The sequence below is a fragment of the Streptomyces sp. NPDC096176 genome (assembly GCF_044763255.1).
Classification (GTDB): domain Bacteria; phylum Actinomycetota; class Actinomycetes; order Streptomycetales; family Streptomycetaceae; genus Streptomyces.
Genome location: NZ_JBIWFV010000006.1, coordinates 497,154 through 517,860 on the forward strand (window position 1 = coordinate 497,154; position 20,707 = coordinate 517,860).

The window sequence follows — 20,707 nt, forward strand, 5'->3', positions numbered from 1 at the left end:
ACCGGTGCAGGGGATGCTTCGAGCCGTCAACAGGGTAGTCCTCGGCCTCGTCGGCCTGGTGCTGGTGTGCGCCGGGGGCGCGGTGCTCGCAGCGGGCGTCGGCCTCTCCGTACCGTCGTGGTGGCCCTTCGACGGGCGCAGCGACGTCCTGCTCAGCGACGCGGACCGCGCGCGGTGGCGGGACGAGGGGTGGTGGTGGCCGGTTGTCATCGCGGCCCTCGCCCTGCTGCTGGTGCTCGGCCTGTGGTGGCTCCTCGCCCAGCTGCGCCGTGCACGACTCTCGGAGGTGCTCGTGGAGAGCGGCGACGGCGAAGGCGCGCTGCTGAGGGGACGGGCGCTGGAGGGCGTGCTGACGGAGGAGGCGTCGTCGCTGGACGGGGTGGCGCGCGCGTCCGTCGCCCTGACCGGCCGCCGGACCACGCCGCGGGTCAGGATGGCACTGCACCTGGAACCGGACGCGGCGCCGGGCGAGGCGCTGACGCGGATCACGGACGAGGCGATCGCGCATGCGAGGGATTCGGCGGGCCTGGAGGCACTGCCGGCAGAGGTGAGGCTGGGTACGGGCCGGCGGCGGGCGCGCCGCGTGTCGTAATCCCCCCGCCCCCGCCCTCCAGGCCACAGGAGGAGGGCGGCGTGCGGCAAACGCCTCAGAAACCGCGCCGGGCTCCGCCGTCCACCGGGAGCATGATGCCCGTCAGGTAGGACGCCGCAGGCGAGAGCAGGAACGCCGCCGTGCGGCCGAACTCCTCCGGGGTGCCGTAGCGCCGCAGCGGGATGCGGGACTCGTTCGCCGCGCGTGCCGCCTCCGCGTCGCCGGACAACGCGTCCAGCTCGCGGACGCGGGCCGTGTCGATGCGGGACGGCAGCAGGCCGATCACGCGGATGCCGCGCGGGCCCAGTTCGTCCGCGAGGGACTTGGCGAAGCCGGCGAGGCCGGGGCGCAGGCCGTTGGAGATCGTCAGGCCGGGGATGGGCTCATGCACGGACGCGGACAGGACGAAGCCGATGACCCCGCCGTCGCCGAGCTCCGCCGCGGCCGTGCGGGCCAGGCGCACCGCGCCGAGGAAGACCGATTCGAAGGCGGCGGACCACTGCTCGTCGGTGTTGTCCGCGGCGAAGCCCGGCGCCGGGCCGCCCACGCTGATGAGAACGCCGTCGAGGCGTCCGAAGTGCGCCCGTGCCGCGGCGACAAGGCGCTCGGCGTTCGACGGGTCGGCATTGTCGGCGGCCACACCCACCGCCGCGGCGCCCAGTTCGGCTGCCGCGTCCTTGACCGTCTTCTCGTCCCGGCCGGTGATGACGACCTTCGCGCCGTCGGCGACGAGCGCCCGCGCGGAGGCGTTGCCGAGGCCACGGGAAGCGCCCGTGACGATGTAGACACGGTCCTTCAGTCCAAGATCCATGGCCCTATCCTGCCGTCTCCGGTCCCGTCAGCGCGAGGGCCGTGGTGACCAGCCCGATGTGGCTGAAAGCCTGGGGGAAGTTGCCGAGGTGCTGCCCGCAGGACAGGTCGTACTCCTCGGAGAGCAGCCCGACGTCGTTGCAGAGCGTCAGCAGCCGCTCGAAGAGTTCCCGGGCCTCCCTCTCCCGGCCCGTCATGCGCAGCGCGTCGGCGAGCCAGAAGGAGCAGACGAGGAAAGCGCCCTCACGCCCCGGCAACCCGTCGACCTGGGTGGCCTCGGCGGTGTAGCGGCGTACAAGGGGACCGCTGCCCAGTTCTCGCCACACGGCGTCGACCGTGCCGATCACCCGCGGGTCGTCGGGGGGCAGGAACCCGACGCGGGGGATGAGCAGCACGGCGGCGTCCAGTTCGGCGGATCCGTACGACTGGGTGAAGGTGTTGCGCACCGGGTCGAAGCCCTTCTCGCACACCTCGCGGTGGACCTCGTCGCGCATCGCCCGCCAGCGGGCCACGTCGCCGCGCAGCGACGGCTCGGCCTCCAAGGTGCGTACGGCACGGTCCGCCGCGACCCATGCCATGACCTTGGAGTGCACGAAGTGCCGGCGCGGGCCCCGTACCTCCCACAGACCCTCGTCCGGCTCGCGCCACTTGGACTCGAGGAAGCCCAGCAGGCTGAGCTGGATGTTCCAGGCGTGCCCCTCGCCCGCGAGGCCGGCCTCACGGGCGAGGAAGAGCGAGTCGATGACCTCGCCGTACACGTCGAGCTGCAGCTGGTAGGCCGCGTCGTTGCCGACGCGGACCGGCACCGATCCGGCGTAGCCGGCCAGCCAGCCGAGTTCCAGTTCCGCCAGGCGGCGTTCGCCCCCGAGCCCGTACATGATCCGCAGGTCGGACGGGTCGCCGGCGACCGCGCGCAGCAGCCAGTCCCGCCAGGCGGCGGCCTCGTCCAGGTAGCCGACCGACACCAGGGCGCCAAGGGTGAGTGTGGAGTCCCGCAGCCAGCAGAAGCGGTAGTCCCAGTTCCGTACGCCGCCGATGTCCTCGGGCAGGGACGTCGTGGGTGCGGCGACGATGCCGCCGGTAGGGGCGTAGGTGAGGGCCTTGAGGGTGATCAGGGAGCGCAGGACGGCGTCCCGGTAGGGGCCCTGGTACCGGCACGTCGAGGACCAGGCCTCCCAGTCCTGGAGGCAGTGTTCCAGCGACACGTACGGGTCGATGAGCTTGGGGCGCGGTTTGTGGGAGGGGTGCCAGGTGAGCACGAACGCCACCTTGTCGCCCTCGCCGACCGTGAACGACGAGCAGGTGCTGAACTGCTGACCCCATGTCTTGACCTGCGGCTCGCTGCGCAGCCATACGGAGTCGGGACCGGCGACCGCGATCCGGTGGCCGTCCGTGCGCCGCACCCAGGGCATCACGGAGCCGTAGTCGAAGCGCAGCCGCAGCGTGCCCAGCATGTCGACCGTGCCGCTCACTCCCTCGACGATGCGCACCACGTCCGGGGCCTCGTCGCGCTGCGGCATGAAGTCGAGGACTCTGACCGTTCCCGTACGCGTCTCCCACACCGTCTCGAGCACCAGCGACGCGCCCACGTAGCGCCGGCGAGTGCACACGTCCGCGCCCTGGGGGGCGATCCGCCAGTGGCCGTTCTCCTCGTCGCCGAGGAGGGCGGCGAAACAGGCGGCGGAATCGAACCGGGGCAGGCACAGCCAGTCGATCGAGCCGTTGGTGCCGACCAGGGCCGCGGTCTGCAAGTCCCCTATGAGCGCGTAGTCCTCGATGCGTTGTGTCACGCTCCGGCGTGTTCCCGCGCGCAGCGAAGACTAAGCAGCCGCCGGCTCCGGCTCGGGCGTGCTCTCCTTCGCCGCCGCACGGTCCTGCTTCTCCCGGCGTACGAGAATCACCCAGCCGACGGGCACCGCCGCGGCGAACAGCCACCACTGGACCGCGTACGCCAGGTGCGCGCCGATCGAGTCGTGGTCGGGTGTCGGGATCAGCTCCGGGCCGCCGCTCCCGGGCTTCGGCACCGTCTGCTCCAGATAGCCGCCGAGCACCTGCCGCTCCAGCAGCTGCGCCTGCTGCTCACTGTTGATCAGCATCACCTGGCGAGGCGGCAGGTCCTTCAGGTCCTTGATTCCGCTGGCGCCGGTCGTCTCGTCGGCCTTGAGCCGGCCGGTGACGGTCACGGTGCCGTCCGGCGCGGAAGGCACCTCGGGGAAGGCGGTCTGGTCGGCGGCCGCCGGAACCCAGCCGCGGTTGACCAGGACGGCGCGGCCGTCGGCAAGCACCAGCGGTGTCAGCACATGGAAGCCGACCCGGTCGTCGGCGTTGGTGCGGCGGCGGACGACCACCTCGTGGGCGGTGTCGAAGGTGCCGGTCGCGGTGATCTGCCGCCAGTAGTCGGAGCGGGGGACCGTGTGTCCGGGGGAGGTGAGCTCGCCCATCGGGACCGGCTTCGCCTCGAGATTCCGCGCGATCAGGGAGTTCTGCTCGATCCGGCGCTCGTGCCGGTGCAGCTGCCAGAAGCCCAGCTCGATCATCGTCGGGACGAGAACGAGGCCGATGAGGGTGAGGATCACCCACTGCCGGGACATGAGGAAGCGGTACACGGCTTCGACCGTACCTGCTCGGCGCGGGGGTCTCGGACGGGGGGTACCGCCCGGGCCCCCCGCCGGCCCGGCTGTCATACCCGGTCGACGATTCCGGCCCTCCCCTCGGCCCGGGCGCAGTGGGCGCCGCAGTACCAGTGGCCCTCGACCTCGACGCCCTGGCCGATGATCTGCACCCGGCAGTGCTCACAGATGGGCGCCATGCGGTGGATGGCGCAGGAGAAGCAGTCGAAGACGTGCACCGCGCCCTGCGCGTGCACCTCGAAGGACATGCCGTAGTCGTTTCCGCAAACCTCACAACGTGCCATGCGCCACAGGGTGAAACGCTTCGGTGCCCCGGGCGAGCGGGCGGCGGGCGAGTCGCCCCGGGTTCACTCCGATGCGGGTGCGGACCCTGCCCCGGGCGCCGGAGCGACATCGCGCAGCAGCTGGGTGAAGGCGCCCTCGTCGACGACGGGTGTGCCGAACGACGCGGCCTTGAGGGTCTTGGACGTCGACGCGTCCGGGTCGTTGGTCACCAGCAGGCTCGTGAGCCGCGACACGCTCGTCGCGACATGCAGCCCCGCCTCGATCGCACGGTCCTCGAGCAGCTCGCGCTCCACCGAGGTGTCACCGGAGAACGCGACCCGCATCCCCTGCACCAACTGTCCGCCCGGCTCGTAACGCCCCGGGTTGGGGTAGGGGCACGGGGGCCGCTTGCGGGAGGGCCGCCAGCTGCTGTGCCCGTACGACCTCTGGTAGCCGACGCGCGGGGCGGCGGGCGCTTGCGACCACTCCGTCAACGGCAGGCACTCGAGCAGCGGCAGCCGGACCCCGTCGCGCGCCGCGGTGTGCAGGCTCGGCCGGAACGCCTCCGCCAACACGCGGGCGTCGTCCAGCGCATGGTGCGCCCGCTGCTGCACCACTCCGTAGTGCGCGGCGAGCGACTCCAGCTTGTGGTTGGGCAGGGGAAGGCGAAGCTCCTTGGCGAGCGCGATGGTGCACAGCCGCTGCCGGGTCGGTGCGGCGCCCTGCGCCCGGGCGTACTCCCTGGCGATCATGGACCAGTCGAACGTGGCGTTGTGCGCGACGAGGACCCGGCCGTCGAGCCGCGCGGAGAGCTCACCGGCGATGTCGCCGAACAGCGGGGCGCCTTCCAGCACATCGCTCGTCAGACCGTGGATCCACACCGGCCCGGGATCGCGCTCAGGGTTGACGAGCGTGTACCAGTGGTCCTCCACATCGCCGTGCACGTCGAGGCGGTAGACGGCAGCAGACACTATCCGGTCGTCGCGGGCGAGTCCGGTGGTCTCCACGTCGACGACCGCGTACCCCTGTGGGTACGCGGCCGGCCACGCCGTTGCTGCGGTCGTACGGTCGTCGAGCATGGTCACAGAGAATACGGCCCGGCACCGACAGCCACGGCCCTGCCCCGCCCGGCCGACGCCGCGACCAGGTCGCCTGCCGCGGCCTGTTGCAGACCGCAGCCGTCAACCGGCCCTGACGGCAGGCGGTATCGGACGGTATACGGCGCCGCCCGACAGGAGCGCGGGCGTGTGGGGGGAATCAGGGCTTGCGCGTCACGACGAGCCTGTCCTCGGGGAAGAGGTCCTGTCCGGTGGTCGACCCGTCGTCGTAAACGGTGATCGTCAGCCGGTCGAGCCCCGCCAGCGGCGTGAGGTCGAGGGGCGCCGAGAGCTGCTGGCACTGCGAGAGGTGGAGGGTGGTCAGGGCGGGCAGCTCGCGCAACGCCCCCAGGCCTTCCGGTATCTCGCACCGCCACAGGTGGAGCCTCGACAGGCCCTCGAGACCGCGCAACAGCCGAAGGTCCAGCGGATCGTGCTCGTTCAGAGTCAGTGAGGCCAGCGCGGGAGGGGACGCCATGCGGGAGAGCTGGCGCAGTTGGGTCGTGCCCGCGAGGGTGAGTGTGTCGAGCTGTGGCCAGGAGTCGATGCCCTCCAGGCTGAGATAGCGGGTCTGCCGGGCGAGCCCGAGCGAGGTGAGCCCGTCGCCGACCGGCAGTTCCGCGAGGCTCTCCATCAGCAGGGGGTGAGCGAGGTGGAGAAAGCGCAAGTCCGTCATGTCCCGGAGCGGGTCCGCCCGGAGGTCGGGATGGAGTTCGAAGAGTGACAGCCGCTCCAGCCCCGGCCGGGCCAGTGGTGAGAGATCCCGGATCTCCGGGCACTGACTGAGGCCGACGTCCTCGAGCCCGGACAGGGAAGCCAGCACGGACAGGTCGGCGAGGGACCGATTGCGGTAGACGAAGAGCCACTCCGGGTCGTGCAGCACGAGCAGCGGTGCGAGGTCCGCGTGGCTGCCGCTCACATGCACCCGGCGAGCCCTTGGTGTGTGCCGCAGCGCCTGGAACTGGCCCGGCGTCTGCACGTGGAGGTACGAGTTGTCCCACGCCCCCGCGGACAGGACGTCCTCGGCGTACGACTCGGTGTCGAACGAGCCCCAGGCCTGCGACACCTGGAACGCGACCTGAAGGCGCGCGTCCTCCCGGAAGCGGGCGACGACCTCGAACGCCGCGTCGCCCTTGATGAGCGCAGCCGTGCGCACCACAGCCGCCGCCGTGTACTCCTCGAGCCCGCCCGGCCCCGGCAGCAGCTCGAGGACCAGCTCGCCCACCTTGGCCAGCTCGGCCGCGTCGTCCTGGCTGCGCGGCGGCAGCATCTCCTGCGTACGCTCCTGGACCGTCGCCCGGACCTGCGGGTCGAGCTCCGGCGCATGCTCCAGGCATGCCGCCGCCAACAGCACCAGACGGTGCCGGTGGCGCTGGGCCCGGTCCGCCCTGCGCAGCAACTGCCGCAACAGACGGGCCCGTTCGTCGACACGGGCGTGTCCGACGGCCATCTGCACGACGTCGTCCCACTGGTCGTCGTGCGCGTTGCTCACCAGCACGCCGAAGTCGCGCGCCTCCACCGCGGCCTTGGCGCCCAGGTAGTCCTGGAAGGTGCGGTGCACGAAGTCCACGGCTCCCGGCGTCGGTTCACGCAGCAGCCCGCTCCTGATCAGCAGGTGTGAGAAGACCTGCTCCGCCGTCCCCTGCACCTGCGGCATGGCCGCCAGCCACTCGGAGACCATCTCCACGGCCTCCGAGCGTTCCGCCTCGGCCTGCCCGTTGCGGATCAGCCAGTAAGCGAGGCGCTGGAGCAGCGCGGTCTGTTCCTCGCGGGTGAGGTCGACGCCCTCCACGCCCACGATCTCGCGCTCGGTGTCCCTGCGGACCAGCAGCATGTCCAGTGCCGCGTCGTACAACTCCTTGCGGGCACGGGGGAGTTGCATCCTGCGGTCGCGGTTCAGTGCGCAGAGCAGCGCGCACATCAGCGGGTTGGTGGCGAGCCGGCCGAGGTCCCTGCGGGTGCTGACGGCCTGGCGCAGCGACGTCTCGTAGGTGTCGAGCAGTTCACGCTCCGAGCCGGTCAGGCACTCGCGGCGGGCCGAGTCGTGCCAGTGGCCGATGAAGGCGCGCACGTCGTCCCGTTCCATCGGCAGCAGGGCGTGCGCGGTGAAGTCCTGCCGGGCCAGCCAGTCCTCCGGCACGGCGGACGGCCGGGTCGTCACCACATAGCGTGCTTTGGGGTAGGCGGCGATCAGGTTCTTCAGCCAGGTCTCGATACGGTGCCGCTGCCGCGTGGGGACCTCGTCCACGCCGTCGACGAGGACCAGCGCACGGCCCTCGGTCAGCATCCGGTCGGTCCAGCCGGCCGGGGCGGAACCGTGCAGCGGGGCGCCGGTCGCCCGCAGGAACTCGTCCGGCGTGGGCAGCGCGCCGTTGGACGAGAACGCCCTCAGCCGCAGGACGAAAGGCACGCACCGGTTCCAGTCGTCGAGCTCGTGGCCGAAGGTGCGCCGTGCGGCGTTGAGCGCCAGCCACTGCACCAGGGTCGACTTGCCCGATCCCGCGGGCCCCCGCAGCAGCAGCCGGTCCGCTCCGGCGACCGCCTGCTCGACCCGGGCGGCGACCTGCCCCGTACGGGGCAGGCCGAAGCCCTCCTCGCCTGCCCCGCCGCCGCTGACGGCGAGCGAGATGTACGCCGTGTCCAGCGGCCACTCGCTGCCCGACCGGCCCAGCGTGAGCCCGAACAGCTCGAGCCGTCCGTGCGTCTGGGCCACGAAGTCGGCGTAGCGTCCCTCGAAGCCGAGCGCCGCCGCCTCCGGGTGCGGGCCGAGCCGTCCGCGCATGTCCTCGACGAGCACCTCGGTGCGGCCGGCCCGCCGGATCTGCTCCACGGCGGACCGGGCCATGAACGACTGGTCGGCGGTGAGCGCCTCGACCAGGTGCGCGCAGCACAGCTGCAGCAGCTCGTCGTACAGCTCGACGGCCCGCTCGGCCAGCCCCGCGTCGGGAGCGCGCAGCGAGCGGTGGAGCCGCTCCGGCCGGAGGTCGAGGTCGAACAGCCGGTCCGGCGAAATCTTCCCGGCCGCCTGGATCGTGTCCCGTACGCCCTCGATCGCCGCCTCCCGCTCGTGCTCCGGCAGGTCGCTGTAGGGGTCCGAGAGCTGGGCGAGGAGCTTCTTCGCCACCGGCGCCGGGTTCGGGCGGGGGAGCGGTGCCGCCCTGCGCCCGGGGACCAGTCCCGCCCCCGGCCGGGCGGCGATCAGCGACTTCACCACGGTCACGGCCAGTGTCCCCGCAAGCCGTAAGACGACAACTTCCAAACCCTGCAACGCGGTTCCTCCCCGTGAAAATGCCGGACCACGGATCGTACGGTGGGCGGTCGGCCTGCTGCCGGTCATCGATGCATGCCCGCCCGGTGAACCGGCGTACCGTGGTCAGGCGCAAAACCGTTCGATAACTCGTGGAACCGCCTCATACGCGCCACAGTCATCCATGCCCCGCACGACATGCGTGTGGAAGAGGTGTCCGACCCGGTCGTCCAGCAGCCGACCGACGTGGTGCTGCGCGTCCTGCGGGCCTGCATCTGCGGCAGCGACCTGTGGGCGTACCGCGGGGAGTCGGCGCGGCAGCCCGGTCAGCGGATCGGGCACGAATGCCTCGGCATCGTCGAGGAGGCCGGCTCCGCTGTCGCCTCCTTCGCGCCCGGCGATCTGGCCGTCGCCCCGTTCGTCTGGTCGGACGGCACCTGCGAGCCCTGCGGGGAAGGGCTGCAGACGTCCTGCCCGCAGGGCGGGTTCTGGGGCTCTGTCGGCTCCGACGGCGGCCAGGGCGAGGCCGTTCGTGTCCCCTTCGCGGACGGCACTCTCGTCAAGCTGCCCGTGGAGGCCGCATCCGACGACCGGTTGCTGACGGCGCTCCTCGCGCTCTCCGACGTCCTCGGCACCGGGGACCACGCAGCCGTCGGCGCGGGCGTCACCAAGGGCAGCACGGTCGCCGTCGTCGGTGACGGCGCGGTCGGACTGTGCGGCGTGCTCGCCGCCCGGCGGCTCGGCGCAGAGCGGATCATCGCGCTCGGCCGGCACCAGGCGCGCACCGACATCGCTCGCATCTTCGGCGCCACCGATGTCGTCGCCGAACGCGGAGAGGCGGCCGTGGCCGCGGTGCGCGAGCTGACCGGTGGCCAGGGCGCGCACGCCGTGATCGAGGCCGTCGGCACCGAGCAGTCGATGGGCACGGCCGTCGGCATCACCCGCGACGGCGGCTCGATCGGTTACGTCGGCGTCCCGCACGGCAGCGGCACCGGCCTCGACCTCGGCGACATGTTCAACCGGAACATCGCCCTGCGCGGCGGCGTCGCACCCGTCCGCGCGTACATCCCCGAGCTGTTGCCCGACGTCCTGCACGGCACGATCGACCCGTCGCCGGTCTTCGATCTGGCGGTGGACCTCGACGGCGTCCCCGGCGGCTACAAGGCGATGGACGGACGCACCGCGCTCAAGGTCCTCATCAAGCCCTGAGTCGACCCGCGGGGCTTCGGAGCGACCAGCACGAAGGGCCCGGTGCGGAATTCCGCACCGGGCCCTCACCATGAGGCGCGCGGTTACCGGCGGACCGCGTCCAGGGCGTCCGTGACACCCGTACCGTAGAAGCCGTTGTCGCGCTCACCGCCCTCGCAGACCGCGTCGACGGTGCCGTTGCCGTCGATGTCGTACGGGTCGGTGCAGGCCGTGTCGTCCGCCTGTGCGTACAGCAGACCCTTCACCAGGGCCGGCGGCGCGTACGGGTGCGTCGACTTGATCAGCGCCGCGACGCCCGCGACGTGCGGGGAGGCCATCGACGTACCCGCCTTGTAGCCGTAGCCGCCACCCGGCAGCGTCGACAGGATCCGGCCGTCGACGGCCGGGGCGTCCGGAGCCTGGTAGCGCGTCGAGTCGCCGCCCGGCGCGGAGATGTCGACCACGCCGTGGCCGTAGTTCGAGTACGAGGACTTCAGGCCCTTGGCGCCGAGCGCGGAGACCGTGACGACACCCGGGATCTGGGTCGGGATGTCGAGGCACTCGCGCGGGTTGATGACCCGCTCGCCCGGCGTGGTGTCGTTCGGGCTCGAGGTGTCGGTCAGCTCGTCGGCGGCGAGGTCCATCCGGGAGTTGCCGGCCGCGGCGACATTCACCGCGCCCTTGCGCTCCGCGTAACGGGTGGCGCGTGCGACGGCGTCGACGAGGGCCTTCTGGTCCTCGTCGTTCTTGCAGTTGAACAGCCACGGGTCCGTGTAGTAGCTGTTGTTGGTCACGTCGACGCCGTGCTCGGCGGCCCACACGAAGCCGCAGACGACCGCCTCGGTGTAGAAGAAGCCGTCGGGCTGCGAGACCTTGATGCCGGAGACCTTCACGCCCGGCGCGATGCCGGTGATGCCGACGCCGTTCTTCGCCGCGGCGATCGTGCCCGCGACGTGCGTGCCGTGGTCGCTCTCGTCCGGGCCCGGACGCCAGGCGCCGTCGGCCGTGTCGGGCACACCGCCCACGCAGCTGACGGAGGCCTTACGGTCGAAGTTCGGCGCGAGGTCCGGGTGGGTGTCGTCGACACCCGTGTCGATGACGGCGACCGTCACCTTCTTGCTGCCGAGCGACTTCTCGTGCGCCTTGTCCGCCTTGATGGCCGGCAGGTCCCACTGCAGGGGCTCCAGCGGGTCCTGGTCCGAGGCCGCCTGACCGGCGGACTTCTTCGCCTCCTCGGCCGTGAGCGGGCGCTCCGAGTCGATGGCCATGTCGGCCGCGGGCGCCAGCGGCTTGGTGCGGGTGGCGCCGGCCGACTCCACGCCGCGCACCGAGCGGATCGTGTCGGCGAAGGCGGGGTTCTGCGAGTGGACGACGACGACGCCTATCTGGTCGTAGGCCACCACCACCGTTCCGCCGGCCTGGGCTATGGCCTTCTTGACCGCCTTCGCGGTGCCGTGTCCGCCCTTCACATTGACGACGTACGACATCTTCGGGCCGTCGGTCCGGACCGCGGCGGGTACCTCGTCAACCGGCGCCGCAGAAGCGGCTCCCGCGGGCAGAAAGCCGAGCGAGGCCGTGAGCGCCAGACCGGCGGGCAGCGCGAGTGCGCGGCGCCGTCTGGATCCCAGATGAGCCATGGGTTCTCCACATCATCCGTGACAACCGCCCAGACACCCCTGTGCGAATGGGCGGGTACATGACGAGTGAAGCTATCGCTGATCAAGGGCCCGGTTCAATGAGTTCGCGAAGGAAGTGCGGAATAAAAAGGCCGATGTTGAACCGGTTCGCCGTGGGGGCCGTGCCGTTGTCAGGGAGTGGAGCAACATCGAACCGCCCCTGTCAGTGACATCCCCGAGTCCATCCCCACCGCAGACGCGTCGCGAGGAGCTTCCGTGACCATCGATGCACCGCCGCCTCCCGAGGGCGGTACGGACACCAGCACCGCCCAGCACACGACAGAGTCGTTCGCGCGGGTGCAGCAGAGTACGGAATTCGGCGAACTGCGCCGCACCCACCGTTCGTTCGCCTTCCCGCTGACCATCGCGTTCATCGCCTGGTACCTGCTCTACGTCCTGCTCTCCAACTACGCCGGCGGCTTCATGGGCGCGAAGGTCTTCGGCCACATCAACGTCGCCCTTGTCTTCGGCCTCGCCCAGTTCGCGACCACATTCCTCATCGCCTGGCTCTACTCACGGCACGCCGCAGCGAAACTCGACCCGAAGGCCGAGGCGATCAAGTCCCGCATGGAGGCTGACGCATGAGCACTGCCCTGCACCTCGCGGCCTCGAACGCCACCACCGAGCACCGGCCGCTGATCATCACCCTCTTCGCGGCCTTCGTCGTCGCGACCCTTTTCATCACCGTCTGGGCCGGCCGGCAGACCAAGGACGCCGCCGACTTCTACGCGGGCGGCCGCCAGTTCACCGGCTTTCAGAACGGCCTCGCCATTTCCGGCGACTACATGTCCGCCGCCTCGTTCCTCGGCATCGCCGGGGCGATCGCCCTCTACGGCTACGACGGTTTCCTCTACTCGATCGGCTTCCTGGTCGCCTGGCTCGTCGCCCTGCTGCTCGTCGCCGAGCCGCTGCGCAACTCCGGCCGGTACACGATGGGCGACGTCCTCGCCTACCGGATGCGCCAGCGCCCGGTCCGTACCGCCGCCGGCGCCTCCACCATCGTCGTCTCGATCTTCTACCTGCTCGCGCAGATGGCGGGCGCGGGCGTCCTCGTCTCGCTGCTCCTCGGCATCACCAGCGACGCCGGGAAGATCGCGATCGTCGCCCTGGTCGGCCTGCTGATGATCGTCTACGTGACCATCGGTGGCATGAAGGGCACCACCTGGGTGCAGATGGTCAAGGCCGTCCTGCTCATCGCGGGCACCCTGCTGATCACCTTCCTGGTGCTGTGGAAGTTCAACTTCAACATCTCCGACCTGCTCGGCGAGGCCGCGGCGAAGAGCGAGGTCGGACAGAAGGGCAATGCCGACGCCTTCCTCGAGCCCGGCCTCAAGTACGGCGTCGACGGGATGACCAAGCTCGACTTCATCTCCCTCGGCATCGCCCTCGTCCTTGGCACCGCCGGACTCCCGCACATCCTGATCCGCTTCTACACCGTGCCCACCGCGCAGGCCGCACGTAAGTCCGTGAACTGGGCCATCGGCATCATCGGGGCCTTCTACCTCATGACCATCGCGCTCGGCTTCGGCGCCGCCGCGATCGTCGGGCCCGCCGAGATCAAGGCGTCCAACCCGGCCGGCAACACCGCGGCCCCGCTCCTCGCCCTGCACATCGGCGGCGTCGACTCGACCTGGGGCGCGATCCTGCTCGCCGTGATCTCGGCGGTGGCGTTCGCCACGATTCTCGCCGTCGTCGCAGGACTGACGCTGGCCTCCTCGTCGTCGTTCGCCCACGACATCTACGCCAACGTCATCCGCAGGGGAAAGGCCACGGAGAAGGAGGAGGTCAGGGCCGCACGCTGGGCGACCGTCTTCATCGGCATCGTCTCCATCGCCCTCGGCGCGCTCGCCCGCGACCTGAACGTGGCGGGTCTCGTCGCGCTCGCCTTCGCGGTCGCCGCCTCCGCCAACCTGCCCACGATCCTCTACAGCCTGTTCTGGAAGAGGTTCACCACACAGGGCGCCCTGTGGTCGATCTACGGAGGCCTCGCCTCCTCGGTGCTCCTGGTGCTCTTCTCGCCGGTCGTCTCCGGAAGCACCACCGCGATGTTCCCGAGCGTCGACTTCGCGTTCTTCCCGCTGTCCAACCCGGGACTCATCTCCATCCCGCTGGGATTCCTGCTCGGCTGGCTCGGCTCGATCCTGAGCAAGGAGAAGCCCGACGAGGGCAAGTACGCCGAGCTCGAGGTCAAGTCCCTCACCGGCATCGGCGCCCACTGAGGAGGAAACCGACACACGCACGTCAGCGGCCGCGTCGTAGGGTCCTACGACGCGGCCGCTGCCCACCTCGTGGCAAACGGCCCTCTGGATTTGTCAGCGCTGTCGCGTAGGCTCGCAGTGGCGAGATTCTGTACGACTTCCGGATGGGGAGGGGGCCCACAGTGCTCATCGACACCTTCGGCCGTGTGGCCACTGACCTGCGCGTTTCGCTCACGGACCGGTGCAATCTGCGGTGTACGTACTGCATGCCGGAAGAAGGCCTGCAGTGGCTGGCAAAGCCCGATCTGCTGAGCGACGACGAGATCGTCCGGCTGATCCGTATCGCCGTCACCGATCTCGGCATCACCGAGGTCCGCTTCACCGGCGGCGAGCCGCTGCTGCGCCCCGGACTGGTCGGCATAGTGGAGCGCTGTGCCGCCCTCGAGCCCCGCCCCCAGATGTCCCTCACCACCAACGGCATCGGGCTGAAGCGCACGGCGGCCGCCCTGAAGGCCGCCGGCCTGGACCGGGTCAACGTCTCGCTGGACACCCTGCGGCCCGACGTCTTCAAGACCCTCACCCGCCGCGACCGCCACCACGACGTCCTGGACGGCCTCACAGCCGCCCGCGAAGCCGGCCTCACCCCCGTCAAGGTCAACGCCGTCCTGATGCCGGGACTCAACGACGACGAGGCGCCCGACCTCCTGGCCTGGGCCGTGGAGAACGATTACGAGCTGCGCTTCATCGAGCAGATGCCGCTCGACGCACAGCACGGCTGGAAGCGTGACGGAATGATCACCGCCGGTGACATCCTCGAGTCCCTGCGCACCCGTTTCACCCTGACACCGGAAGGCGACGCCGCGCGCGGCTCCGCGCCCGCCGAGCGGTGGGTCGTCGACGGCGGACCGCAGCGGGTGGGCGTCATCGCCTCCGTCACCCGCCCGTTCTGCCGCGCCTGCGACCGCACCCGGCTCACCGCCGACGGTCAGGTACGCACCTGCCTCTTCGCCACCGAGGAGACGGACCTGCGGGCCGCGCTGCGCTCGGAGGCGCCCGACGAGGAGATCGCCCGCATCTGGCGGCTGGCGATGTGGGGCAAAAAGGCGGGATCCGGCCTCGACGACCCGTCGTTCCTCCAGCCCGAGCGGCCCATGTCAGCCATCGGCGGCTGACCCGGCCCCCTTACCGCGCTCCCACTCCTCCAGCGTCACGACATCCTTCAGGAAGCCGCGCACACCAAGGAACTGCGAGAGGTGCTCCCGGTGTTCGTCGCAGGCCAGCCATGTCTTGCGGCGGTCGGGGGTGTGCAGCTTCGGGTTGTTCCAGGCGAGGACCCAGACGGCGCCTGTGCGGCAGCCCTTGGCCGAGCAGATCGGGGATTCTTCACTCACCGGATGCATCACCGGATCATTGTCCCAGCATGGCGACGCCGAGCAGCCACGGGGGGAGCTGCCCGGCGTCGGTCCGTCGCTCCGACGGGGGATGCGGAGCGCGTAGGCAGTATGTCACGGGTAACAGGGTGCGGTGCACCGGAACTTCATGATTGATCTGAGCTTTTCCTGAGCTTTGCGGAGCCTCCCGGCCCCGCCGCCCCGGCCCGCCGTCAGCTCTGCCCGGCCGCCGGACGCTCCCGCTCGAAGGTCCCTGTCTCCGTTTCCCCCGCACTGTGCGCCCCGGCCGACTCGATCATCGGACGCTCCGGTGGCGGAAGGTACGTCGACGGCAGCGAAGGGGCGTTCTCCCGGCCCGCGTTGGCGATGACAACCGCGATGTACGGCAGCAGAATGCCGAGCGCCAGCGCCACGATCGCCACATGACGCTCCACGTTCCACAGCACGGCCGCGAGGATCACCGACACCGTGCGGACCGACATCGAGATCACATAGCGGCGCTGCCGGCCGCGCACATCGTCGGCGAGGCCCCGGCGTGCTTCCGTGATCCGGAAGACCTCTGCTCCGTCGTGCTTCCGCATCGCTGTCCACCACCCGATTCCCGCGCCGGACGTTCCCGGACATCCCCTGCTTCGACCCCATCCACGGTACGCCCGGCCTGCGCCGTCTTCGAGAGCGGGCCGGCCCCACGACTGCGTGGCCCGTCTGCGCCGTCAGCCGTACGGCGTCCCCCGACATGCGCCGTACGGCTCACGGGCCGACACTGGCGACGTAACTGCTCACGCAGAGGCCGTACAAGGAGGCACCCATGGGCTGGTTGTGGGCGATCATCGTGGGATTCGTGCTGGGCCTGATCGCCAAGGCGATCATCCCGGGCAAGCAGCACAGTCCGCTCTGGCTGACCACCATCTTCGGCATCATCGGCGCCGTCATCGGCAACGCCGTCGCCCGTGGATTCGGCATCGCGGAGACCAGCGGTATCGACTGGGGGCGGCACGCGCTCCAGCTCGTCGCGGCCATCATCGTCGTCTTCCTGGGAGACATGGCCTACAGCTCGGTCCGCGGCAGAAAACGACACCGCGTCTGACACCACATGGCCGACCCCACACACGGCCGAGGCCGGGCGGGCACTGAGCCCGCCCGGCCTCGGCCGTGTCACGTCGCGTTGTCGGTCAGCCGGCCGTGACCTCGACCGCCGCCAGGTTCTTCTTGCCCCGGCGCAGCACCAGCCAGCGCCCGTGCAGCAGCTCGTCCTGCGACACCACGGCGTCCTCGGCGGTCACCTTCACGTTGTTCACATAGGCGCCGCCCTCCTTCACCGTGCGGCGGGCCGCGGACTTGCTCGGCGCCAGACCGACCTCGGCGAACAGATCGACGACCGGCAGCAGCTCTCCGACCCGGGCGTGCGGCAGCTCGGCGAGCGCCGCACGCAGCGTCGCCTCGTCCAGATCGCCCAGCTCGCCCTGCCCGAACAGCGCCTTCGAGGCGCTGATCACCGCGGCGCACTGGTCGGCCCCGTGCACCAGCGTCGTCAGCTCCTCCGCCAGCGCCCGCTGGGCGGCGCGCGCCTGCGGGCGCTCCGCGGTCTGCTTCTCCAGCTCCTCGAGCTCCTCGCGGCTCTTGAAGCTGAGGATGCGCAGGTACCGGTTGATGTCCCGGTCGTCCGTGTTCAGCCAGAACTGGTAGAACGCGTACGGCGTGGTCATCTCCGGGTCGAGCCAGAGCGTGCCGGTCTCGGACTTGCCGAACTTGGTGCCGTCGGCCTTGGTCATCAGCGGGGTGGCCAGGGCGTGCACCTCGGCGTCGGGCTCCAGGCGGTGGATCAGGTCCAGGCCCGCGGTGAGGTTGCCCCACTGGTCGCTGCCGCCCTGCTGCAGGACGCAGCCGTACCGCCGGTACAGCTCCAGGAAGTCCATGCCCTGCAGCAGCTGGTAGCTGAACTCCGTGTAGCTGATGCCCTGCTCGGACTCCAGACGCCGCGCGACCGAGTCCTTGGTGAGCATCTTGTTGACACGGAAGTGCTTGCCGATGTCCCGCAGGAACTCGATCGCGGACATGCCCGCGGTCCAGTCCAGGTTGTTCACCATGACCGCGGCGTTGTCACCCTCGAACGAGAGGTACGGCTCGATCTGCGAGCGCAGCCGGTCCACCCACTGCGCGATCGTCGCCGGGTCGTTCAGCGTGCGCTCCGCGGTCGGCCGCGGGTCGCCGATCTGGCCCGTCGCCCCGCCCACCAGCGCCAGCGGCCGGTGACCGGCGAGCTGGAGTCGGCGCACGGTCAGCACCTGCACCAGATGCCCGACGTGCAGGCTCGCCGCGGTCGGGTCGAAGCCGCAATAGAACGTGACGGGACCGTCCGCGAGCGCCTTGCGCAAAGCGTCCTCGTCGGTGGACTGGGCCATCAGCCCGCGCCACTTCAGCTCGTCGACGATGTCCGTCACGTCTCTCATGTCTCCTTCGGTGAGTGCGTCCGCGACTGAACCACGGACCCACCCGAGGTTATACGCCCTGGCTGATCGAACTCATATTGAAATCCGGCACCCGCAGCGGGGGCATCGCGGCCCGGGTGAACCAGTCGCCCCACTCACGCGGCAGCGTCTTCTCGGTGCGCCCGGCCTCGGTGGTCCGCGACAGCAGGTCGACGGGCGACTCGTTGAAGCGGAAGTTGTTGACCTCCCCGACGACCTCCCCGTTCTCCACCAGATACACGCCGTCCCTGGTCAGACCGGTCAGCAGCAGCGTCGCCGGGTCCACCTCCCGGATGTACCACAGGCAGGTCAGCAGCAGGCCGCGGGCCGTGGCGGCCACCATCTCGTCCAGTGATCGCTCACCGCCGCCGTCCAGAAGCAGGTTCCCCGTGCCCGCTGCGACCGGCAGGCCGGTCAGGCCCGCGCTGTGCCGCGTGGTGACCAGGTGCTCCAGTTTCCCTTCCCGTACCCAGTCCGTCGGCCCGAGCGGCAGGCCGTTGTCGAAGACGGAGGCGTCGTCGCCGGAGGAGTGCGCGATCACGAACGGGGCGGACTCGAGCCCCTGCTCGTTCGGGTCGCTGCGCAGGGTCAGCGGCAGCGGGGACAGAGTCTCCCCGACGCGGGTGCCGCCGCCGGGCTTGGAGAAGACCGTGCGGCCCTCGGCGGCGTCCCGGGCGGCGGAGGACCACAGCTGGTAGATCAGCAGATCGGCCACCGCGGTGGGCGGCAGGAGCGTCTCGTACCGCCCGGCGGGCAGCTCGATCCTGCGCTCCGCCCAGGCCAGCCGCTGCGCCAGCTCGGCGTCCATGGCCGCCGGGTCCACGTCCTTGAAGTCCCGCGTCGAGCAGCCCGCCCAAGCGGAGCGGGCCCGGTCCGGAGACTTGGCGTTCAGCTCGAGGGTGCCGTTGGGCTGGTCGTGCCGCAGCCGCAGGCCCGTGGAGGTGCCGACGTACGTGGACGTCATCTCGTGGTTGGCGAAGCCGTACAGCTCACGGCCGCCTGCCCTGGCCCGGGCGAAGGCCTCGCCGAGCGCGGGCGCGAAGTCCGCGAACACGGCCGAGGTGGTCTCCGGGGGCGCGTCCGTGAAGTCCGGGGACGCCGGAGTGCCTTCAACGAGCGGCTGGGCGTCCTCGGCCGGCCCCGCTGCGCGGGCCGCGGCCTCCGCGGCGCGCACCAGCGGCTCGAGGTCGGCGGCGGTCACGGCGGACCGGGACACCACACCGGATGCAGTGCCCTCCGAGCCGTCGACGGTGGCGATCACGGTGAGGGTACGGCCGCGAGTGACGCCGTTGGTCGTCAGCGCGTTCCCGGCCCAGCGGAGGTTGGCGGACGACTCCTCGTCGGCGATGACGACGCAGCCGTCGGCCGTGGACAGCTCGAGAGCCCGCTCGACGATCTCGTGCGGCTTGCTGGTACGGGGGCTCATCGCCCGGCCTCCTGCGTCGTGTTGAGGATGTTGACGCCCCGGAAGAGGGCGGAGGGGCAGCCGTGCGAAACGGAGGCGACCTGGCCGGGCTGGGCCTTGCCGCAGTTGAAGGCGCCGCCGAGCACATAGGTCTGCGGGCCGCCGACCTGCTCCATCGAGCCCCAGAACTCGGTCGTCGTCGCCTGATACGCCACGTCCCGCAGCTGCCCGGCCAGCCGGCCGTTCTCGATGCGGAAGAATCGCTGGCCCGTGAACTGGAAGTTGTAGCGCTGCATGTCGATCGACCAGGACCGGTCGCCGACCACGTAGATCCCGCGCTCGACCCCGCCGATCAGGTCCTCCGTCGACAGTCCGCCCGGGTCCGGTTGCAGCGACACGTTCGCCATCCGCTGCACCGGGACATGAGCGGGGGAGTCGGCGTACGCGCAGCCGTTGGAGCGGCCGAGGCCGGTCAGCTTCGCGATCCGCCGGTCCAGCTGGTAGCCCACGAGCGTGCCGTCCTTGACCAGGTCCCAGCTCTGCGCCTCGACGCCCTCGTCGTCGTAGCCGATCGTCGCGAGGCCGTGCTCGGCGGTCCGGTCACCGGTCACGTTCATCACGGAGGAGCCGTATGCCAGCTTCCCCAGCTGGTCGAAGGTCGCGAACGACGTCCCCGCGTACGCGGCCTCGTAGCCGAGCGCCCGGTCCAGCTCGGTGGCGTGGCCGATCGACTCGTGGATGGTGAGCCACAGGTTGGACGGGTCGACCACCAGGTCGTAACGCCCGGCGTCGACGCTCGGTGCCCGCATCTTCTCCGCGAGCAGCGCCGGGATCTGCTCCAGCTCCGCGTCCCAGTCCCAGCCGGTGCCGCGCAGATACTCCCAGCCGCGGCCCGCCGGGGGCGCGATCGTGCGCATCGAGTCGAACTCGCCGGTCGTCTCGTCGACGGCGACCGCGGTGAGCTGCGGGTGCAGCCGTACGCGCTGCTGGGTGGTGACGGAGCCGGCCGTGTCCGCGTAGAACTTGTTCTCGTGGACGGTCAGCAGCGAGGCGTCGACGTGAGCCACCCCGTCGGCCCGCAGCAGCCGGTCGCTCCACTCGGCCAGCAGCGCGGTCTTCTCCTCGTCGGGCACGGTGAAGGGGTCGATCTCGTACGACGAGACCCACGTCTTCTCCGCGTGCACCGGCTCGTCCGCCAGCTCCACCCTCTCGTCGCTGCCTGCCGCCGCGATCACCTTCGCCGACAGCTTCGCCATCGCCACCGCCTGGCCCGCGACCCGCGCCGCGGCGTCCATGCTCAGATCCACCCCGGACGCGAAGCCCCACGCACCGCCGTGCACGACGCGCACCGCGTACCCGAGGTCCGTGGTGTCGGAGGAACCGGCGGGCTTGGCGTCCCGCAGCCGCCAGGACGCACTGCGTACGCGCTCCAGCCGGAAGTCGGCATGCTCAGCCCCGAGCGCACGGGCGCGGGCGAGCGCCGCGTCGGCTAGCGCCCGGAGCGGCAGCGCGGTGAACGTCTGATCGATGTCGTGGGGCACGGCTGATTTTCCTCCAGGCACTCACCGGGGTCGCTACGGCACGCAGTGAATCATGGTGCGGGGGCACCGTGTCCGGTATTACGTACGGCACCGGGCATGTGGGCCGACCATTCCCGGGAAGAGGCACTACCCGGGGCAGTAGGCTGTCCCGGTTGCCGTGCGCTCCCGACACGTGGCGGAGCTCGGCCGCAGTGTGAGGG

At 70.8% G+C, this 20,707-nt stretch carries 18 protein-coding genes; 6 read left to right on the forward strand and 12 right to left on the reverse strand.

What is annotated here, in order from left to right:
• The first annotated feature begins 4 nt into the window (after nt 1-4).
• Nucleotides 5-592: an alkaline shock response membrane anchor protein AmaP gene (gene amaP / locus ACIQ7Q_RS19910; RefSeq protein ID WP_403863384.1), complete on the forward strand. Its 588-nt coding sequence runs from the start codon at nt 5-7 to the stop codon at nt 590-592.
• 55 nt (nt 593-647) lie between these two features.
• Here the strand turns inward: amaP and ACIQ7Q_RS19915 are convergent, their stop codons facing one another.
• From ACIQ7Q_RS19915 to ACIQ7Q_RS19940, 6 genes are all read right to left on the reverse strand, one after another.
• Complete coding sequence (locus tag ACIQ7Q_RS19915; protein WP_403863387.1) at nt 648-1,403, reverse strand: SDR family oxidoreductase; 756 nt, start codon at nt 1,401-1,403, stop codon at nt 648-650.
• Nucleotides 1,404-1,407: 4 nt separating this feature from the next.
• On the reverse strand, nt 1,408-3,192 hold the full coding sequence (locus ACIQ7Q_RS19920; RefSeq protein ID WP_403863390.1) for a glycoside hydrolase family 15 protein: 1,785 nt from the start codon (nt 3,190-3,192) through the stop codon (nt 1,408-1,410).
• 30 nt (nt 3,193-3,222) lie between these two features.
• Nucleotides 3,223-4,008 (reverse strand): SURF1 family protein, encoded by a 786-nt coding sequence (locus tag ACIQ7Q_RS19925; RefSeq protein ID WP_403863392.1) that lies wholly within the window; start codon nt 4,006-4,008, stop codon nt 3,223-3,225.
• 74 nt (nt 4,009-4,082) lie between these two features.
• Nucleotides 4,083-4,316: a hypothetical protein gene (locus ACIQ7Q_RS19930; protein ID WP_100106509.1), complete on the reverse strand. Its 234-nt coding sequence runs from the start codon at nt 4,314-4,316 to the stop codon at nt 4,083-4,085.
• A 63-nt stretch (nt 4,317-4,379) separates the two neighbouring features.
• Entirely contained in the window at nt 4,380-5,375 is a 996-nt protein-coding gene (locus ACIQ7Q_RS19935; protein WP_403863395.1) for a DEDDh family exonuclease, read from the reverse strand.
• Nucleotides 5,376-5,553: 178 nt separating this feature from the next.
• Nucleotides 5,554-8,613: an NACHT domain-containing protein gene (locus tag ACIQ7Q_RS19940; RefSeq protein WP_403863398.1), complete on the reverse strand. Its 3,060-nt coding sequence runs from the start codon at nt 8,611-8,613 to the stop codon at nt 5,554-5,556.
• 192 nt (nt 8,614-8,805) lie between these two features.
• On the opposite strand from ACIQ7Q_RS19940, the gene ACIQ7Q_RS19945 reads away from it, so the two are divergent.
• Nucleotides 8,806-9,849: a zinc-dependent alcohol dehydrogenase family protein gene (locus ACIQ7Q_RS19945; RefSeq protein WP_403863608.1), complete on the forward strand. Its 1,044-nt coding sequence runs from the start codon at nt 8,806-8,808 to the stop codon at nt 9,847-9,849.
• A gap of 83 nt (nt 9,850-9,932) precedes the next feature.
• On the opposite strand, the gene ACIQ7Q_RS19950 is transcribed toward ACIQ7Q_RS19945, so the two are convergent.
• Nucleotides 9,933-11,465 carry a S8 family peptidase gene (locus ACIQ7Q_RS19950; protein WP_403863401.1) on the reverse strand — a complete coding sequence of 511 codons (1,533 nt, stop codon included), beginning with the start codon at nt 11,463-11,465 and terminating at the stop codon, nt 9,933-9,935.
• Nucleotides 11,466-11,720: 255 nt separating this feature from the next.
• On the opposite strand from ACIQ7Q_RS19950, the gene ACIQ7Q_RS19955 reads away from it, so the two are divergent.
• The 3 genes from ACIQ7Q_RS19955 to moaA all read left to right on the forward strand — a co-directional run bounded on the left by ACIQ7Q_RS19955 (nt 11,721) and on the right by moaA (nt 14,874).
• Nucleotides 11,721-12,089 carry a DUF485 domain-containing protein gene (locus ACIQ7Q_RS19955; protein WP_403863404.1) on the forward strand — a complete coding sequence of 123 codons (369 nt, stop codon included), beginning with the start codon at nt 11,721-11,723 and terminating at the stop codon, nt 12,087-12,089.
• Complete coding sequence (locus ACIQ7Q_RS19960; RefSeq protein ID WP_403863407.1) at nt 12,086-13,723, forward strand: cation acetate symporter; 1,638 nt, start codon at nt 12,086-12,088, stop codon at nt 13,721-13,723. The genes ACIQ7Q_RS19955 and ACIQ7Q_RS19960 overlap by 4 nt, the downstream gene beginning before the upstream one ends.
• Before the next feature lie 161 nt (nt 13,724-13,884).
• Nucleotides 13,885-14,874 (forward strand): GTP 3',8-cyclase MoaA, encoded by a 990-nt coding sequence (gene moaA / locus ACIQ7Q_RS19965; protein ID WP_403863409.1) that lies wholly within the window; start codon nt 13,885-13,887, stop codon nt 14,872-14,874.
• Here the strand turns inward: moaA and ACIQ7Q_RS19970 are convergent.
• Both ACIQ7Q_RS19970 and ACIQ7Q_RS19975 read right to left on the reverse strand, forming a co-directional pair.
• Nucleotides 14,857-15,102 carry a hypothetical protein gene (locus ACIQ7Q_RS19970; RefSeq protein ID WP_403863611.1) on the reverse strand — a complete coding sequence of 82 codons (246 nt, stop codon included), beginning with the start codon at nt 15,100-15,102 and terminating at the stop codon, nt 14,857-14,859. The genes moaA and ACIQ7Q_RS19970 overlap by 18 nt on opposite strands.
• Nucleotides 15,103-15,305: 203 nt before the next feature.
• On the reverse strand, nt 15,306-15,674 hold the full coding sequence (locus ACIQ7Q_RS19975; protein WP_403863412.1) for a DUF3099 domain-containing protein: 369 nt from the start codon (nt 15,672-15,674) through the stop codon (nt 15,306-15,308).
• A gap of 227 nt (nt 15,675-15,901) precedes the next feature.
• Between ACIQ7Q_RS19975 and ACIQ7Q_RS19980 the strand changes: the two genes are divergently transcribed.
• Nucleotides 15,902-16,180, forward strand: a complete 279-nt coding sequence (locus ACIQ7Q_RS19980) for a GlsB/YeaQ/YmgE family stress response membrane protein (protein WP_403863415.1) — start codon at nt 15,902-15,904, stop codon at nt 16,178-16,180.
• An 85-nt stretch (nt 16,181-16,265) separates the two neighbouring features.
• Here ACIQ7Q_RS19980 and tyrS read toward each other — a convergent pair whose 3' ends face one another.
• Genes tyrS through ACIQ7Q_RS19995 form a run of 3 tightly spaced genes read right to left on the reverse strand, consistent with a single transcriptional unit; the run spans nt 16,266 to nt 20,507 of the window.
• Nucleotides 16,266-17,534, reverse strand: a complete 1,269-nt coding sequence (gene tyrS, locus ACIQ7Q_RS19985) for a tyrosine--tRNA ligase (protein WP_403863614.1) — start codon at nt 17,532-17,534, stop codon at nt 16,266-16,268.
• 58 nt (nt 17,535-17,592) lie between these two features.
• Nucleotides 17,593-18,987 carry a metallopeptidase TldD-related protein gene (locus tag ACIQ7Q_RS19990; protein WP_403863418.1) on the reverse strand — a complete coding sequence of 465 codons (1,395 nt, stop codon included), beginning with the start codon at nt 18,985-18,987 and terminating at the stop codon, nt 17,593-17,595.
• The gene (locus ACIQ7Q_RS19995) at nt 18,984-20,507 is read right to left on the reverse strand and encodes a TldD/PmbA family protein (RefSeq protein WP_403863421.1); all 1,524 of its coding nucleotides are present in this window, start codon (nt 20,505-20,507) and stop codon (nt 18,984-18,986) included. The genes ACIQ7Q_RS19990 and ACIQ7Q_RS19995 overlap by 4 nt, the downstream gene beginning before the upstream one ends.
• Nucleotides 20,508-20,707 lie beyond the last annotated feature (200 nt).